Here is a 15,658-nt window from a genome sequence, read left to right as displayed (position 1 = left end):
TCGTCGGTCGCGCCCAAGCGAGTCGCGGGTTGGCACCTGTTTCGGCCAGCGAGACGTCGGCCCGTCACTGCAATCCGTGGGGGGAGCCGGCTCTTGCCGCACGATACGCGGCCCCACTGCGACCGATTGAACCAGAGGTCGTTCTGCGGGAACACTGATGGAAAACGCGCGTTCCTTCCCCGAGCAACGAGAAAGGACACGGTATGAACATCGAAGCACTTATCATTGTCCTGCCTGCGCTGACCTTTGGTTTGGTTTTGGGTTGGGCCTATTTGAGCAAGCGACGCACAGAGGCGCGCCTGGAGGATCCGGACGCGGAGAAATCGAGCCTCGCGAAAGATGGGTAAGACATGCAGGGCGCCTTCGGGCGCCCTGTTTCATTCTGTCTCGTCGATCTCGGGCCGGATTTGGGCGTAGGTCATCATCGTGAACACCGCCGTGCCGCCGATGACGTTGCCGACCAGGACTGGCAGGAAAAACCTGAACACGGCCTGCGGTGCGCTGATCATCCCCTGAACGGCCAGCACTGCCATTTCAACCGAACCCGCGATGATGTGGGTGAAGTCGCCCAGTGCAATCAGCCATGTGAAGATGATGATCAGGAGCACTTCGTTGTTCTGCGCCGATGGCAGCATCCAGACGATGGCGGCGATGAGGATGCCTGCGGGAATGCCGCGCACCAGCCCCTCGACCGGCGAAAAGCCTGTCGCGTGCTTGCTGAGGTCCGTGACAATGGCGAGGAGGTCAGGCGTCAGAACGGGTGTGTAGACAAGAAAGGTCGCGATCAGGAAGGCGCCGATGATGTTGGCAAAGAGGACCACCGACCAGAGCGTTGCGACACGGACAAAAACCGCGCGGCACGGGTCAATCACAGCGGGGACAACGGTGGTGATCGTATTTTCCGTGAACAGCTGCATCCGCCCCAGAATGACGAGCAGAAAGCCCAGCGAATAGCCAAGGTTTTCGACAATGAAACGCCAATCGGCGTCGGGCAGGTATGCGCGTAGATATGCTTCGCCCAGGACAGAAAAACTGATCAGAATGCCTGCGGCGATGCCGGACCAGAAGAGCGTATTGAGGGGGCGCTTCAACTCTTCTTCGCCATGACGTCGAATGGTTTCAAAGATCAGACGGGGCGACAGGCCGGACGCTTCTATGACCGCCTCGTCTTCGACTTTCTCTTCGACGAGGGGGGAAGAAGATGTCTGCGTCATACCAATATCCTGAACCGAGCCGTTTGATGCGAAACGCCACGCACTTCTTTTGGTTCCAATTGCGATTTGCACGACACGCCAAGGCTTTGCCGTGGTCATCACGGGATGCGCCAGCACCAAGCCTGAATGTCATCTGACACATGGCACATGGAACTCCGCGCTGGTTCGAGCGTTAAGCCCACAACGCAGAATGACAAGGAGACGGAAGATGTCGGCACCCGACACAAACATTGAAACCCAGACACGCAAGCATTGGTTTGTCCTGGCCGGGATCGGAGCGGTCGTCTTGGTCGCGGGCTTCTTTTTCGTGGCGAATGTCTATTCCAGCATGGACGACGATGCCGCGCTGGTTGACGATGACGCACAGATGATTGAGCCGCAGGGGTAGCTGGCGTGATCACGCCTGATGTGTGCCGCCTGTGGACGGCCCGTCCCGCATGAGATCCGCGATGCACCGATCCAGCTGGGTGTTGGAGTAGGGGCGTCGCAGGAACGCGGCATGCAGAGCGGGGGCGCGCGCGGGATCGCCGTCGATCAGAACCTGACGGCAACCTGCGTGATGCAGTCGCGCGCACAATGCGTCCGCCGCGTCGTCAGGGCCGTGAAACGACAGGATCGCAAATGCCGGCAACGGGGCATCGCCCGCAAGTTCGGTAGCGGCATGTTCAATAGACCGAAAGTGAACGACGTCATCGAAACCGGCCCGGCGCAACGCGTCCGAGACATCTTCGGCTTCGACAAAATTTGGGGTGATGACCACAGAAAACCTGTGATCGCGGCATGTGCGCACGGTCATCAAATCTCGCTCTTGTTTTCGTTTGACGTCCTCATTCCATGTGCCTGCTCAGGGGAGCAATAAACTGTGACATACCAAGGTGATATTTCGACAATCAGCTGTGACAACTGTCCGCTGCGACGCAAGGACGGTTTTCTGCCGTTCAAGTCGGAGGAGGTTGCGTTCATGAACCGCTTCAAAACCGGCGAAATGGTTGCAGACTCAGGCACGCAACTGTTCATGGAGGGCGCACGTGCGGCGCAGCTGTTCACCGTACTGTCGGGTATGGGGATACGTTACAAGACACTGGAGAACGGGCGACGTCAGGTGATCGGCTTTGTGACGCCGGGCGATTTCATCGGATTGCAGGCGAGCGTGCTTGATGCGATGTGCCACTCGGTTGAGGCGACGACACCGATGCGGTTATGCGTCTTTAACCGCAGCCGGGTGTTCGAGCTGTTCCAGAACCAGCCCGAACGTGCCTTTGCCCTGACCCACATCGCTGCGGTCGAGGAGCATTTTCTGGGCGATGCGCTGACCACTGTTGGCCAGCGCGGCGCGTTGGAAAAGATCGGCTGGAGCCTGCATCGGTTTTATCGCCGGGCCCGTTCGCTTGATCTGCACAAGGACAACACATGTCCCCTGCCCTTTCGCCAACAGGATCTGGCCGATGCATTGGGCCTGTCCCTCGTGCACACCAACAAGACGCTGGCGAAGTTGAAGGACAGGAAGATCGCGCATTGGAGCAACGGGATATTGCGCATTCTCGATGAAAAGGCGTTGGCCGAATTGTCGGGCATCGACCCCGACAATATCCACCAGCGCCCGTTGATCTAGCCGTCGACCGGCCCGTGCGGGGTTATCCGGTCGCGTGCGGTTGCGCCCATAGTTTCGGTGCTTCGGGCGCGACCTCCGTCAGGGAAAAGGTGACGCTGTACGTGAAATGCGTCTCGGTTTCGTCGCGGCTTTCTTCTCCGTCCAGCTGTGCGACGAAGGCGCGCATCAGGCGCGTACCGATGCCGGTGCTTTCCATCATATCGGGTGTTCGATCGGATCCTTGACCGATGGAGTTGATGATCGTGAACGTCAGTGTCTGTGCATTGTCCTGTGTGAGCGAGATGTCCAGGGTCAGCGGCTGGCCTTGTGGGGCGTCGATATACTTGACGGCGTTGGTCAACGCCTCCGCCGCCAGCATGGACAGCGTGACGGCCTGATCCTGTCCCAACTGAACATGTGCAATGTCGGTGGTGGTCTGGATGTCGCGTTTCAGAGCATCGGCCATGGGGATCAATTCCCTGACCAGCCGCCGGATCAGGCTTTGCGCATCGACGGTGGAATCGTCAGTGTCGGCATTCAGCGTCTGGTGAACGGTCGCGAGGCCGCGTACCCGTTGCTGAAGTTGAGACAGCAAGGCCCGCGTTTCCGGCGTTTTGGCGGCACGCGCGTGCATATTCATGATCGACGCAATGAGTTGCAGGTTGTTTTTGACCCGGTGGTGTATTTCACGCAGCAGGATTGTCTTTTCACTGAGATCCTGTTCCGCCTGACGTTCCGCGTGGGTCAGAGCATAGACCATGCGATTGAATGAGGTTTCGAGCACTTCGAATTCGGCGGGCGGGTCATCAAGCTGCAATCCCGGCTCGTCGCGCTGGCCCAGCGCAAACTGCCGCATGGATCGGCGCAGGGCGTAGATATGGCGGATCACCAGACGGTGCAGTCCAAGAAAAGCCACGGCAAGCCCCGCAAACCACATCAGGACGGGAAAGAGCAGCGGCACCCAAACGGGTGTCGCTCCAAGGCTGTTCAACGTGCGGCCCGTGGACCATGATCCGACCACGACCACCTCGCCCGGTACGATGGACGCGATGGCAAACAGCCGTTCACGTCCGTCAATCGACCGTGCGAGGAACGTTTCGCCGTCGCGCTCGAGGAACGCTGTCGGATCCGTGTCGGTCGGGAGGATGCCCCCGGCAGAGGACAGTTCGCGCGAGGAAAACAGAATGCGGCCGGCCCGGTTGATCGTGACGTGATCGAACCGGCTGTCTTCGGTCAGGCCAGCGGCAGGCGGTTTTGCCGTTTCGTGCGGCATTGACAGGGAGACGAAGCCTGCGAACCTGCCGTCGATCTTAACCGGATTGCTGATGATCACCACGGAATCGCCCGTTGCGACGCCTGACAGGTTCACTTCAAAGATCTGCCCCTCCTGCTCGATGGCGCGGGCAAAACTTGGATCATCTGCAAAGTCGAAGGTGACACCGTTGGATGTGCATTCCATCATCCCGTCCCGACCGATGAACCCGGCAAAGACGAACGTGTCCTGACGGCTCACAAAACGCGCCATCATCTCGGAACATTGAGCGGCATCGCCGGCAACAGGGCCCAACAGCGCGGCCAGCCCTTCGGCTGCGCCCCGGCCCCGTTCCAGCAGGCGCCGTTCACTGGCGGCGGCCCGCTCGGTTTGTGACAGGACAATCTCTTCGGACAGTCTGACCGTGGCGCTCACCACTTCATTGGTCTGCCACAGCGCGATTGCGCCCAACGGGAACAGGGCCAAGGTCATCAGCCCGGCCAAGCGCACGAAAAGCCCGCGTGTCAACCTGTCTTGTGCCACGAACTACGCCATGTTTTGGGCTGAAACGATCCCCACAGTCACGCTGTCCGTCAACTCGATATCGTCGGGATCGTCCACCGCCATCAGCTCTGCCAGCCGCGCGCGGCCCCGGTTCACGCGGCTTTTGATGGTGCCGACGGCAACACCGCATGTCTCTGCCGCTTCCTCGTAAGAAAAGCCGCCTGCACCGACCAGCACCAGTGCTTCGCGTTGTTCGTCGTTGAGTTGGTCGAATGCGACACCGAAATCCCGCATGGCCAGCCGCCCGTCGTGATCCGGTTTTTGCGACAGGGTATCGGCATAGGCCCCGTCGACATCCTCGACCTCGCGTTTGCGCTTGCGATGCAGCGAGTAATAGGTGTTGCGCAGGATGGTGAAGAGCCAGGCCCGCATGTTCGAACCCGGTTCGAACTTGTCGATATTGGTCCATGCCTTGATGAGGGCTTCCTGCACCAGATCATCCGCCGTTGCAGAATTCCTGCACAGGCTGAGTGCGAAGGCACGGAGCGGACCCAAATGTTCGACCAACTCGTCGCGCGGGTCAGTCGTCATGGCGGTCTCCCTTGTCCGAAGACGTCTGTGCGTTTCCGGTCCGCAACTGGTTGAGCAAGTCCGTGAACCGGTCTGGCACGGGCTCCTTTGCGAGGGTGTCGAAGGCGCGTTTGAGGTTCGCGTCGATCTCTGCGTCGATCTCTGTCTTGTGGTTCTGCCGTGTCATCGGGTTTGGTTTCTCGATTAATTTTATGTGCGTCTGACGGAACCAATACGCATGGCCGCGCGTAAGGTTCCAAGACTAAGTCAAAAAAGGCAAACAAAATGAACAAAGACGCTAGGGAGCAGCTCGCGGACGACGTGGGCGCGAACCTTCCTTACCTCCGTCGATATGCGCGGGCGCTGACAGGCAGCCAGGACAGCGGCGACACGTATGCGATCGCGACGCTTGAAGCGATCTTGTCAAATCCCGATCAATACGAGGGCGGTTCAGATGCCAAAGTGGCACTGTTCCGCAGTTTTCACGCCATCTGGACCACGTCGGGCGCCGTGTTCGGCAACGATTCAGATGTCACGGGCATCGCCCGAAAGGCCCGCGACCATCTGTCAAAGCTGACACCGAACACCCGCGAGGCGCTGCTCTTGCACACGGTCGAGGAGTTTTCGCCAGCTGAGGTCGCAAAGGTCATGGATGCGCCCCTTGAGGAAGCGCAGGAGTTGATCAACATCGCATATGCCGAAATGAGCCAGCACGTGTCCGGTCGCGTGATGATCATCGAAGACGAGGCCATCATTTCGATGGATCTGGAATCCATCGTTGCCGATATGGGCCACCGGGTGACCGGGATTGCCCGGACCCGTGACCGCGCCGTGCAACTGGCCGGCGAAGAAAGCGCCGACCTGATCCTGTCGGACATTCAACTCGCCGACAATTCAAGCGGGATTGATGCGGTTAATGACATTCTGGGCGTGCAAGGCGACCTTCCGGTCATCTTCATCACCGCCTTCCCCGAGCGGCTGCTGACCGGGCAAGGGCCCGAACCGGCGTTCCTCATCTCGAAACCGTACACAGAGGCGCAAGTGAAATCCGCTGTCAGCCAGGCGATGTTCTTTTCGTCAACCGAGACGCTGAGAGCCTAGAACCTTGTCGTCATGTCGTAAAAGACCCCGCCGGATCGGTCCGGCGGGGTCTTTTCATATTCAGCTTTTGGCGATTGCACGCAGCATCCATGCAGCTTGTTCGTGAAAGGCAGACCGTTCGGTGGCCAGATCCTCGGTCACGATATCGCGGTTTTCGGCTGCCAGTTCGGCCAGCGCGTGCAGACGATGCGCGATCCGTTCGTGATCTGCGGCCAGATCCTCCACCATGTCAGCCGTCGACATCTCACCTTCGGCATCCTCAACCCGCGACCGGCTTACCACATCCTTCAGTGCGGAGGGTGCCAACTCGCCCAGTGCGCGGATACGCTCGGCCAGTTCATCGGCGGCTTCGAACATGTTCGAATAGTGCTCTTCCGTAAGATTGTGGACCGAATAGAATAGAGGTCCTTCGACGTTCCAGTGATACGCGTGGGTCTTGAACACCAGGCAATATGTATCTGCCAGAACGTCAGACAGACCAGTTGCGACCGCCTTGGTATCCTGCACGCCGGTTGAAACGTCGTTTCTTTTGGGAATTACTTTGAGGGCATCGGCCATTGTGATCTCCGTCGATTGGTTACGTTACCCATTCAACGGGACAGGCGCGCAAGAGTTCCGTTTTTTCGGCGAAATCCGGCAGGCCGCATGTCGGATGTGGCAGACGCGGCCTGCGCGCACAGCGCCGCCTTTTGGTTCGCCACCCCGTCACTTCAAGGGCGCCAAGACGGCAAGAGCACCATTTTGCTTAAAATTACACGCCATCGGCGAATCTTTGCGTATACAAATTCTCGTTTAGGTGGCATTCTGCCGGTATTCGATACCGGAGACAATTTCATGTGCGCCCGATTTCTCGCCACCGTCCTGTTCGCCCTGTTTTCCTTTTCTCATGTCACATCAGCCAAAGAGGTCGCGCACGCGGCGCAGAGCGCCCAGTTGCCGTTGCCGAGCACCTTGCCGTTGATCGACTACGAGAACGTATTGTTTCCGTGGATCGCAAAGCGCGAATATGTGGGGCTGGGGTGGAAACGGGACAAAAGCTGGCGCGATACCGGCCCGTTCGTGTTCGACATGAGCTTTGGCGTCCACCCTGCGGTGCGCATGTATTACTCGCCCGAGATCATGGCGTGGCTTGAAGGGGGACGGCAAGGCGCCATCGCCGACGGGGCCATCGTGGTCAAGGAAATGGTGACCCCACCGTCGGCCCGCTACAACGAATATTACGCCAGCCTTGTCGCCAAGCATCCCAATGACCCCGGAAAGGTCGCAGAGGAGATGGCGAAATACGCCTATGACCATGGCAAGCTGAACTGGACCGTGATGGTCAAGGACAGTGCGCTGTCGCATGGCGGCTGGTTCTTTGCCTCGGTCTATTTCGCGGACAAGGCGGGGATGGAGGCGCGCATGCCGGTCATCGACACGTTCGAGCCCCCCTACAGCCCACCCCTTGGCGCGGGTGGTGACGGGATGTGCATGCGCTGCCATGCCTCTGCCGCCGAGGAGTTGATCTTTTCCGCGCTTGAAAACATCGAGGGGTATCCGGGCGAGCCGGTGATCTACCGCGTGGACGAAAGCTGGCGCGACCTGCCGATGGCGCAGAAGCCTGCCTTTGGCGCCAGCCTTGAAGAGATGATCAAATCCTATGTGAACGACCCCCACGACCCTGCGGCCATGCGCGCCGCCCATGTCGCCGCGGCCAAGGCATCGCCCGTCAATCAGAACAAGGCATTCATCGACATGTTCCCAGGCACCGGCGGTGTCGATATCACTCGTGCCAACCTGCAGACCCTGCCCAGCGAGTGGCTGGACCACGTACCTGCCCGTCCCGACGACACCCAGCATTTCCTGACATCGGACAATTGCCTGGGCTGCCACGGCGGCCTGGGCGGTGCGCCGTCGGGCGTGACCATGTTCATCAAGGACGGACCCAAATACGGGGACGGCTACAACATCTCGGAATATGGCGAATGGCGCTGGTCGCCCATGGGTCTGGCCGGGCGAGATCCGATTTTCTATGCGCAGCTCGAATCCGAATTTGCCCTGCTGGACGCGGCCGGCGTCGGGGACCTGTCCGAAAACCTGGGCACCACCTGCCTGTCCTGTCACGGTGCGATGGGCCAGCGCCAGCTTGAGATCGACGCACATGCCGATCCCGAAAGCGGCCTTGACGGGAACACGTTCAAAGTCGCCTACACGCTGCTGCATGATCCGCTGACCGAGGCCGAGAAAGAGCAGCAGATCGCGGACGGGACGTTCGAGTACCACGAATACGGCAACCTTGCGCGCGAGGGGATCTCCTGTGCCGTGTGCCACCACATCGCCCCACCGGAACGGGCCGAGGGGCAGCCCGACTACAACACGCTCGACACCTATCTGATGAACGGCACGACGGGTGTGTTCCGCACCAACCCGGCCAATGAGTTGATCGGTCCGTTTTCCGACGTGCGCCAAAAACCGATGCAGAACGCCATGGGCATCACGCCCCTGCATGATGACTACATCACCGACAGCGAGATGTGCGGCGCCTGCCACACGATCAACCTGCCCAATGTGGATTGGGCCACGGACACGCCCCTGCCCGGCTTCACGGTCGAAGAGCAGGCGGTTTTGAACCAGTCGGCACAGAATGCAGTGGATTTTCTCAAGGACGAGTTCGGCGTGACCTATCGCGAGCCGCTCGTGCAGTTCCAGCACTCGGTCGAACAGGCGACATTCCTGGAATGGCAAAACAGCCAGTTTGCCGACGCGGGCACCGCGCAGTCCTGCCAGGACTGCCACATGAAGAGCAATTTCGAGACGCGGGACGGCCGTATCAAGATCGGCAGCCTGACCACACAGATCGCCAGCATTCAGGACACAAACCTGCCCGAAGTGCCGAACGCGCTGCCGCACGAGGAGCTGGATGTGCCCTTCCGCGACGACTACAAACGGCACAATTTCGTGGGTCTCAACGCCTTCATGGTCGAGATGCTGTCACAATTCGACGAAGAGATGGGCATGAGCCCCAAGGACCCGATGACCTACGCCACCAATGGGGCGCAATTGTCGCTCGACACGATGGCGCTGCAGGCGCGGGACGAGACGGCGGATGTGGCCATCGAACGCCTGACAGCGGCGGATGGTGTGCTTGAGGCAGTCGTGAGCGTCGACAACAAGACCGGGCACCGCCTGCCGTCCGGCGTCGGGTTCCGGCGCGCATTCCTTGAGGTGAAGGTGACGGATGCAAGCGGCGCGCAGGTCTGGTGTTCCGGCTGCACAAACGGTGCGGGCGTGATCATCGGGCCGGACGGCAAGCCGCTCAAGACCGAGTTCCTGGACTACGTGCCCGAGGGCGCGACGGAAGCGCTTTACCAGCCGCATCACAACCTGATCGACGATGAAACCCAGGTACAGATCTATGAAGAACTGACGCAGAATGCCAAAAAGGAGTTCACCTCCAGCTTTGTGCACCGGGTCTACCATCCCAAGGACAACCGCCTGCTGCCCTGGGGCGCGGAGGAGCCCGGCACGGACGCGTTCAAGGCCCGGTTCGGAGACTCCGAGGTTACCGCCGCGTTCATGAAAGCCACGATGCCCGAAGGGCGTGCCGAACATGATGCGGGCGTCAAGGCGGGCAAGGACGAGTTGACCTACAAGATCACCCTGCCCTCTGGCGTGGACGCAAGCGGCGTGACGGTGTCGGCCACGCTCTATTCGCAGGCGATCCCGCCCTACTACCTCAAGCAGCGGTTCGAAACGGCCCCGACCGGGCCGGCGACCCAGCGGCTTTACTATCTTGCCAGCCGTCTGAAGACCGAAGGGACGTTGATTGAGGATTGGAAACTGAAGATCCAAAGCGACAGCGCGCAAGTGCAGTGACGCGGACCTGCGACGGCACCAGCCGGCATGGTTTAGCCGGTGGCGTGCCATTTGCGCGGCCTGTTGCGGTCAGGTCGGCGCATTTGAACTGACCCACCCGCGAACGTGACCCTTTGGGCTGCGAGAATAGTTTTCCGGAATTGGTGTAAGTGGATTTTCATCGAAAGCCCGCTTGGCCGTGTCTTGTCCGTGGTTGCCAACAGCGAGACGGTCGCGCGCGGGAGGATCTACACGGCCAGCACGCGCCTGGACATGATGCGCCTGCAAGCCGCATGGCGCTTTGCAAATACCGCTTTGGCGCGCGACGGTCGTCGGTGATGCGCGGCTTCATTCCAATGCGGGGCAAACACGTAACAATTGCTGTTGCATTCATATTGTATCTGCTTAGGTTCCGCGACTCGCTTGCCATTTCACGGAGCCCTCTTCATGTCAGACACGCGCCTTTCGGTTACAGCCATCGCTGGTTGCCGTAGCGCGGGCAGGACGACGCCTGCGGATGGTCCGTGCGACACGTGCGCACGCGCCCTGGTCCTGCCACCGCATCGGGGCCACGACGCATGAGCCGCAATCTGGGACAAAGCAGCCTGCGGCGCAAACGCCGTTCGAGTGATCCGATGGCGGCCTATGACGCTCTTCCCACACCGTTGCGCCGCTGGCTTGCGCAGGCGGTGCTGCCGTGGTCGCCGACCTCGGCACGGCGCATCTGGACAAAATCGCTGGCCAAGGGACGGACCGCAGAAGAAACGCTTGTTTCGCTCAGCCAGGCCGAGGCCCGGACGTTGGCAAGGGACCGCCTGTCGACCGTGTCCAATCTAAATTCTCAAATCTGAAGGAATTGAAATGTCGCTCTTACCTCGTCTCGCATGTGCAGCGTTCCTGGCGCTTAGCGGCACATTTCCCGCCCTTGCCCAGAATGGCAGCCTTACCATTGCCGTCGGGTCGGGCCCAACTGCCGAGGTGCCTGACCCACGGGCCGGATATAACGGCTGGATGTCGAACCAGACCGGCGTGACGGAAACGCTGATGGGCATCGACTATGACCTGAACCTTTACGCCCGTCTGGCCGAAAGCATGGAACAATCCTCGCCCACCACCTGGCGGGTCACATTGCGCGACGGGCTGACCTTCCATGACGGATCGCCGGTTACCTCGCAGGCTGTCATTGATGCGATCACGCCGATCTCGATCGAGGATCACGCGGGCCACAATGCCCGCGTGTCGAAACTTCTCGATCTTGCAGGCATGTCCACGGACGGTGACAGCGTGGTGGTGTTTGAAACGAACAGCCCAAATGCCGCCTTCCCCTGGACCCTGTCGGAACCGGGCATTGCCATCCTTGGCGAAGCGTCCGCCGACTTCCCGATCAATGCGACCGGACCGTACATCTTCAAGGAAGCTGTTCCCGATCAACTGTACAGGGTCGAGGCTGATGCCGACTATCGGCTTGGCACTCCGGGGCTGGACGAAGTCCGTGTCGTGGTCGCGCATGATCCGGCAACCGCTGCGCTGGCTTTTGAGGCCGGTGAGGTCGATATGGTGATCAACTATCCTGAAACTGACTTTGAGCGCATTCAAGGCACTGGTGCGCTTGGCTTTTCTGCTCCGACGGCGCGGCTGTATTTCTATACTGTGAATGCGGTCTCTGGTCCGATGGCGAACCCGCTGATACGGCAGGCGGTGTCCATGGCGATTGATCGGCAAGGCGTGGTGAATGCCGTGCTGTCCGGCGTTGGCGGTGTGCCTGCGCAGACGATCTTTCCGCAGGGCAAGGGCTGGGCCGCCGACATCTCAGTGGCCTATGACCCTGCCCGCGCCGAAGAGTTGTTGGCCGAGGCCGGAGCCATCAAGGAGAGCGGGCGCTGGATGCTGGATGGCGAGCCGCTGGTGATCGACATCGTCACCTATTCCTCTCGCGCTGCTTTGCCGCCCTCGGCTGAACTCACGCAGGCCTTTCTGTCGGCCATTGGCGTGGGTGCAAATGTCCGGGTCGGCGAGTGGGCCGCCAGCAATGATCTGATCGCCGCGGGCGAGGCCGACATGTTCCTGCAGGCGTGGGTCACGACACCGCAAGGTGACCCCGGCGCGGTTCTGGAAGCGCTCCTGAAATCCGACGGTGGATCGAACGCGGGTGGCTACGCAAACCCTGCCCTCGACGCACTTCTGGACGCAGGTCGCCTGACCTTCGACCAGGACGAACGCAAGGCCATTTACGACGAGGTGCAGGAGATCATTGCTGCCGACGCGGCCATGATCCCGGTGTTCCACGTCAGTCAGGTCAACGTCGCCAGGGCGGGCCTGACGGGATATGCCGTGCATCCGACCGAGACATATTGGATCACGCACGAAACGGCCCTGACGGAATGACGTTGTCCGCAACCGGACTGAGTGCTGTGCGCTCGGGCCGGACCATCCTTCACCCGACATCGGTGAAGATCTCACCGCGCGACCGGATCGGCGTCGTTGGCGCATCGGGGTCGGGCAAGTCCACTCTGGGCCATGCCTTGATTGATGATCTCAGATCCCAAGGCAAGAGCGTGGCCCATGTTCCACAAAGCCCGGACGATGCGCTCGACCCGCTTCGGAGCATGGCGTTTCATTGGCGGGAGGCGGAAAATGCGCTGGATCTGGCACCGGGTGCCGCGGATCGAGGCATGCTGTTTGAGGCGCTCAGGATCAGCGGCGCCGACCTGCGAAAGCGGCCCTGGGGTTGGAGCCGGGGCATGCAGCAGCGGTTTGTCATCGCGATGGCCCTAATCGGCGCGCCGGACCTGATAGTCCTGGATGAACCGACATCGGCCCTGGACCCGGTGGTGGCGGCGGCCACGATGGATCTGCTTGACCGCCACCTTCACGGCCGGGACACGGCAATGATGTTGATCACCCATGACCTGGGGCTTGCGGCGCGGCGGGTATCGACGCTGGTGGTCATGGATGAGGGCCGGATCATCGAGCAGGGGCCGACCGAAGCGGTCCTGGAGCGCCCCCGAACGCCAGCCGCAAAATCACTGGCCTCGCATCAAAACTGGATGGCTCTGCCGTGCTGAGCGTAGATCGGGTTTGGGTCAAACGCGGCAATGCGACCGCACTCGAGGATATCTCGTTGTCATTGCTGCCGGGACAAACGCTTGCCGTCATCGGCGAAAGCGGCGCCGGCAAGTCCACGTTGATCGGTGCAATTCTTGGTCTGCTGCGCCCATCGAAGGGAGAGATCACCTGGGACGGCGGCCCCATCGGCGCCTGTCGCCCCGCTTTGGTGATGCAAGAGCCACGCGCCGCATTCAACCCGGTGCTGCCATTGCGACAATCGGTAATGGAGCCGATCCGTGCGCAAAAGGCGCGGGTGCCCGACGAACGGATCAAGCGACTGTGCGACGGGCTCGAAATTCCGATAGATCTTCTGGACAGGCGCCCTGGCGAAGTCTCGATCGGACAGGCGCAACGGGTGGGCATATTGCGCGCCCTGATTTCCGCACCGCCGCTTATTCTCTTTGACGAGCCGCTTTCGGCACTTGATGCAGTGACCCAGAAACATACCGGCAGGCTGATTTCCGATCTGCAGCGCGAGGAAGGGTTCGCCGCATTGATCGTCACGCATGATCTTGGCTATGCTGTGGCCCATGCCGACGACATTGCCGTCCTGAAATCCGGTCGCATCGAAGAGGTCGCTCCATCCCGGACCTTTGCCCTTAGTCCCAAGACCGACTACTGCCGGGCGTTGCGTGATGCCGCCATCGCGCTGGGTGCGCTGGGTGCCGTGGGATGATTGCGGGCGTGATCGGCCTTGTCCTGCGCGCAGTCGTGGTTCTGGCGGGGGCGGCGATCCTGACATTCGCGCTTTTGTGGCACGCGCCGGGTGATCCCGCGCAGGCGATTGCCATGGCGCGGTTTGATGCCTTGCTGACCAAGGATGTGATTGATCAGGTGCGGGAGGAGGTCGGACTGAATGCCAGTTTCTGGACGGCATTCCTGGATTGGGTTGGCCCGTTGCTCGTGTTGGATTTTGGGAACTCGGCCGTCACTGGCCGCCCGGTCTGGCCCGATCTGTGGGCCGCGATCACCTACACCTTCCCCTTGGCACTTGCCGGGTTGGCCATTGGTCTGGCGATTTCCCTGCCATTGGCCATCCTGGCCGCAAAACGGCCCGGCGGCCTGCTGGACCGCTGTGCTGTGGCCATCGCGTCCTTGGGTGCCGCCATTCCGGCCTATTGGCTGGGACTTTTGCTGATCCTTCTTTTTGCGGTTCAACTGGGCTGGCTGCCAGCCATGGGGGCCCGCACCACGGCCCATGCCGTGCTTCCGGCCCTGACCCTTGGCCTGGGGGTGGCCGCCTCGCTCACCAGGATCATCCGGTCCGGCATTCTGGAAGCACGGGGCAAGCCATTCCTTCCGGCGATCAAACGCCGCGGTGTGTCGCCCAAATCCATTGGCCGCGACCACGTGGCCCCACACGCAGCGATCCCGGTGATCACCGTCTTTGGTTTGGAACTCGCCTTTCTTCTCGAAGGCGCGGTCATGGTCGAGGTCATTTTTGCGCGCCCCGGCCTCGGAACCTTCCTGCTTACGGCGATAGAGGCCAGGGATTTTCCGCATGTTCAGGCGGTGGTCGTCCTGACGGCCCTGCTCTTCGTGACGGTCAACCTGATCATTGATGTTCTTTATCGGGTGATTGATCCCCGGATTGGCGGGCATCATGCGTAGTGTAGCACTCATCGCGGGCGCCTTGCTTGTGTTCGCGGCGGCGGGCCCGCTTGTCGCCCCCTATGACCCCGTCGCGATCAACATTCCCAAACGCCTTTCGCCGCCGGGTGCTGAGTTCATACTGGGCACGGATGCGTTGGGACGGGACATCCTGTCCCGGCTTCTGCACGGGGCGCGATGGTCGCTGGGTCTCGCCCTGCTTATCTCGCTCATCGGTCTTTTGATCGGCACGGTTATCGGCCTTGTGGCGGCCCTTGGCGGCAAGCTGGCCGATTGGGCGGTCATGCGCACAACGGACACCTTTCTGGCCTTTCCCGAACTGGTGGCGGCCGTGGTCATTGCGGGTCTGATGGGGGCCGGCACCTGGAGCCTGATCTTTGCCCTCAGCGTGACCGGTTGGATGCGATATGCGCGTGTGGCCCGGGGCATCGGCCTGTCGCTTCGGTCCCAGGGCTATGTGGTGCAAGCCAGACTGGCGGGTCTTTCGCACCTGTACATCGCCCGCTGGCACTACCTTCCCTCACTTCTGCCGACACTCACTGTCGTGTGGACCGGCATGTTCGCCCGCGCCATCCTTGGGATCTCGGCGCTGGGTTTTCTGGGCTTCGGCGTTCAGCCGCCGACACCGGAATGGGGCACGATGCTGCTGGACGCGCGTATCCACTTGCGGTCAACCCCGTTGCAGATGATCTGGCCGGGGCTGGCCGTCGTGATCTGTGTTCTGGCGATCAACCTTGCGGGCGACGCGCTCAGAGACGCCGTGGCGGACGAGGATCATCCTGCGTGACGCATCCGGAGCGTCCCCGGCTCGGGATTGGCCTTCGTGTTCTCTCAGGTGGTCTTGGCTGCTCTTGGGGCCGGCATGTTCATTTG

The 15,658-nt window shown here is 61.0% G+C and carries 16 protein-coding genes and 1 pseudogene; 11 read left to right on the top strand and 6 right to left on the bottom strand.

What is annotated here, in order from left to right; translation table 11 throughout:
- The first annotated feature begins 203 nt into the window (after window positions 1-203).
- Window positions 204-347 carry a hypothetical protein gene (locus BWR18_RS21570; RefSeq protein WP_157598642.1) on the top strand — a complete coding sequence of 48 codons (144 nt, stop codon included), beginning with the start codon at window positions 204-206 and terminating at the stop codon, window positions 345-347.
- 30 nt (window positions 348-377) lie between these two features.
- Here the strand turns inward: BWR18_RS21570 and BWR18_RS03755 are convergent, their stop codons facing one another.
- Complete coding sequence (locus BWR18_RS03755) at window positions 378-1,214, bottom strand: formate/nitrite transporter family protein (protein WP_076626770.1); 837 nt, start codon at window positions 1,212-1,214, stop codon at window positions 378-380.
- Between the two features lie 208 nt (window positions 1,215-1,422).
- Between BWR18_RS03755 and BWR18_RS03750 the strand changes: the two genes are divergently transcribed.
- On the top strand, window positions 1,423-1,602 hold the full coding sequence (locus BWR18_RS03750; protein ID WP_076626769.1) for a hypothetical protein: 180 nt from the start codon (window positions 1,423-1,425) through the stop codon (window positions 1,600-1,602).
- 9 nt (window positions 1,603-1,611) lie between these two features.
- On the opposite strand, the gene BWR18_RS03745 is transcribed toward BWR18_RS03750, so the two are convergent.
- Window positions 1,612-2,010 (bottom strand): hypothetical protein, encoded by a 399-nt coding sequence (locus tag BWR18_RS03745; RefSeq protein ID WP_076626768.1) that lies wholly within the window; start codon window positions 2,008-2,010, stop codon window positions 1,612-1,614.
- A 165-nt stretch (window positions 2,011-2,175) separates the two neighbouring features.
- Between BWR18_RS03745 and BWR18_RS03740 the strand changes: the two genes are divergently transcribed.
- Entirely contained in the window at window positions 2,176-2,826 is a 651-nt protein-coding gene (locus BWR18_RS03740) for a Crp/Fnr family transcriptional regulator (protein WP_083957807.1), read from the top strand.
- Between the two features lie 22 nt (window positions 2,827-2,848).
- Here BWR18_RS03740 and BWR18_RS03735 read toward each other — a convergent pair whose 3' ends face one another.
- From BWR18_RS03735 to BWR18_RS22490, 3 genes and pseudogenes are all read right to left on the bottom strand, one after another.
- Entirely contained in the window at window positions 2,849-4,549 is a 1,701-nt protein-coding gene (locus BWR18_RS03735) for a sensor histidine kinase (protein ID WP_157598641.1), read from the bottom strand.
- A 54-nt stretch (window positions 4,550-4,603) separates the two neighbouring features.
- Window positions 4,604-5,152 (bottom strand): RNA polymerase sigma factor, encoded by a 549-nt coding sequence (locus BWR18_RS03730; protein WP_076626766.1) that lies wholly within the window; start codon window positions 5,150-5,152, stop codon window positions 4,604-4,606.
- 52 nt (window positions 5,153-5,204) lie between these two features.
- Window positions 5,205-5,318: pseudogene (locus BWR18_RS22490) on the bottom strand (NepR family anti-sigma factor); the annotation flags it as partial.
- 98 nt (window positions 5,319-5,416) lie between these two features.
- Here BWR18_RS22490 and BWR18_RS03725 point away from each other — a divergent pair.
- On the top strand, window positions 5,417-6,232 hold the full coding sequence (locus tag BWR18_RS03725; protein WP_076626765.1) for a response regulator: 816 nt from the start codon (window positions 5,417-5,419) through the stop codon (window positions 6,230-6,232).
- 60 nt (window positions 6,233-6,292) lie between these two features.
- Here BWR18_RS03725 and BWR18_RS03720 read toward each other — a convergent pair whose 3' ends face one another.
- Window positions 6,293-6,790 (bottom strand): Dps family protein, encoded by a 498-nt coding sequence (locus BWR18_RS03720; protein ID WP_076626764.1) that lies wholly within the window; start codon window positions 6,788-6,790, stop codon window positions 6,293-6,295.
- A 276-nt stretch (window positions 6,791-7,066) separates the two neighbouring features.
- Here BWR18_RS03720 and BWR18_RS03715 point away from each other — a divergent pair, with 276 nt between their 5' ends.
- The 7 genes from BWR18_RS03715 (at window position 7,067) to BWR18_RS03685 (ending at window position 15,572) form a co-directional block, all read left to right on the top strand.
- Window positions 7,067-10,087 (top strand): hypothetical protein, encoded by a 3,021-nt coding sequence (locus BWR18_RS03715; protein WP_157598640.1) that lies wholly within the window; start codon window positions 7,067-7,069, stop codon window positions 10,085-10,087.
- A gap of 557 nt (window positions 10,088-10,644) precedes the next feature.
- A complete protein-coding gene (locus tag BWR18_RS03710; protein WP_076626762.1) occupies window positions 10,645-10,917 on the top strand; it encodes a DUF6525 family protein in 273 nt (90 codons plus the stop codon).
- 10 nt (window positions 10,918-10,927) lie between these two features.
- A complete protein-coding gene (locus BWR18_RS03705; RefSeq protein ID WP_076626761.1) occupies window positions 10,928-12,451 on the top strand; it encodes an ABC transporter substrate-binding protein in 1,524 nt (507 codons plus the stop codon).
- Entirely contained in the window at window positions 12,448-13,131 is a 684-nt protein-coding gene (locus BWR18_RS03700; protein WP_076626760.1) for an ATP-binding cassette domain-containing protein, read from the top strand. The genes BWR18_RS03705 and BWR18_RS03700 overlap by 4 nt, the downstream gene beginning before the upstream one ends.
- Complete coding sequence (locus tag BWR18_RS03695) at window positions 13,125-13,850, top strand: ABC transporter ATP-binding protein (protein WP_076626759.1); 726 nt, start codon at window positions 13,125-13,127, stop codon at window positions 13,848-13,850. Before BWR18_RS03700 ends, BWR18_RS03695 begins: the two co-directional genes overlap by 7 nt.
- Window positions 13,847-14,785, top strand: a complete 939-nt coding sequence (locus tag BWR18_RS03690; protein WP_076626758.1) for an ABC transporter permease — start codon at window positions 13,847-13,849, stop codon at window positions 14,783-14,785. Before BWR18_RS03695 ends, BWR18_RS03690 begins: the two co-directional genes overlap by 4 nt.
- Window positions 14,778-15,572, top strand: a complete 795-nt coding sequence (locus BWR18_RS03685) for an ABC transporter permease (RefSeq protein WP_076630103.1) — start codon at window positions 14,778-14,780, stop codon at window positions 15,570-15,572. The genes BWR18_RS03690 and BWR18_RS03685 overlap by 8 nt, the downstream gene beginning before the upstream one ends.
- The last annotated feature ends 86 nt before the right edge of the window (window positions 15,573-15,658 follow it).

It is taken from the genome of Tateyamaria omphalii (assembly GCF_001969365.1).
GTDB classification, from domain to species: domain Bacteria; phylum Pseudomonadota; class Alphaproteobacteria; order Rhodobacterales; family Rhodobacteraceae; genus Tateyamaria; species Tateyamaria omphalii_A.
This window is presented reverse-complemented; position numbering and strand designations above follow the sequence as displayed.

What these genes read in the sequence shown, in the direction of transcription:
- BWR18_RS03710 (WP_076626762.1), top strand. Translation starts at nt 10,645, where the DNA reads ATGAGCCGCAATCTGGGACAAAGCAGCCTGCGGCGCAAACGCCGTTCG.
- BWR18_RS03720 (WP_076626764.1), bottom strand. Translation starts at nt 6,790, where the DNA reads ATGGCCGATGCCCTCAAAGTAATTCCCAAAAGAAACGACGTTTCAACC.
- BWR18_RS03740 (WP_083957807.1), top strand. Translation starts at nt 2,176, where the DNA reads ATGAACCGCTTCAAAACCGGCGAAATGGTTGCAGACTCAGGCACGCAA.
- BWR18_RS03705 (WP_076626761.1), top strand. Translation starts at nt 10,928, where the DNA reads ATGTCGCTCTTACCTCGTCTCGCATGTGCAGCGTTCCTGGCGCTTAGC.
- BWR18_RS03730 (WP_076626766.1), bottom strand. Translation starts at nt 5,152, where the DNA reads ATGACGACTGACCCGCGCGACGAGTTGGTCGAACATTTGGGTCCGCTC.
- BWR18_RS03745 (WP_076626768.1), bottom strand. Translation starts at nt 2,010, where the DNA reads ATGACCGTGCGCACATGCCGCGATCACAGGTTTTCTGTGGTCATCACC.
- BWR18_RS03725 (WP_076626765.1), top strand. Translation starts at nt 5,417, where the DNA reads ATGAACAAAGACGCTAGGGAGCAGCTCGCGGACGACGTGGGCGCGAAC.
- BWR18_RS03735 (WP_157598641.1), bottom strand. Translation starts at nt 4,549, where the DNA reads ATGACCTTGGCCCTGTTCCCGTTGGGCGCAATCGCGCTGTGGCAGACC.
- BWR18_RS03715 (WP_157598640.1), top strand. Translation starts at nt 7,067, where the DNA reads ATGTGCGCCCGATTTCTCGCCACCGTCCTGTTCGCCCTGTTTTCCTTT.
- BWR18_RS21570 (WP_157598642.1), top strand. Translation starts at nt 204, where the DNA reads ATGAACATCGAAGCACTTATCATTGTCCTGCCTGCGCTGACCTTTGGT.
- BWR18_RS03685 (WP_076630103.1), top strand. Translation starts at nt 14,778, where the DNA reads ATGCGTAGTGTAGCACTCATCGCGGGCGCCTTGCTTGTGTTCGCGGCG.
- BWR18_RS03690 (WP_076626758.1), top strand. Translation starts at nt 13,847, where the DNA reads ATGATTGCGGGCGTGATCGGCCTTGTCCTGCGCGCAGTCGTGGTTCTG.
- BWR18_RS03750 (WP_076626769.1), top strand. Translation starts at nt 1,423, where the DNA reads ATGTCGGCACCCGACACAAACATTGAAACCCAGACACGCAAGCATTGG.
- BWR18_RS03700 (WP_076626760.1), top strand. Translation starts at nt 12,448, where the DNA reads ATGACGTTGTCCGCAACCGGACTGAGTGCTGTGCGCTCGGGCCGGACC.
- BWR18_RS03755 (WP_076626770.1), bottom strand. Translation starts at nt 1,214, where the DNA reads ATGACGCAGACATCTTCTTCCCCCCTCGTCGAAGAGAAAGTCGAAGAC.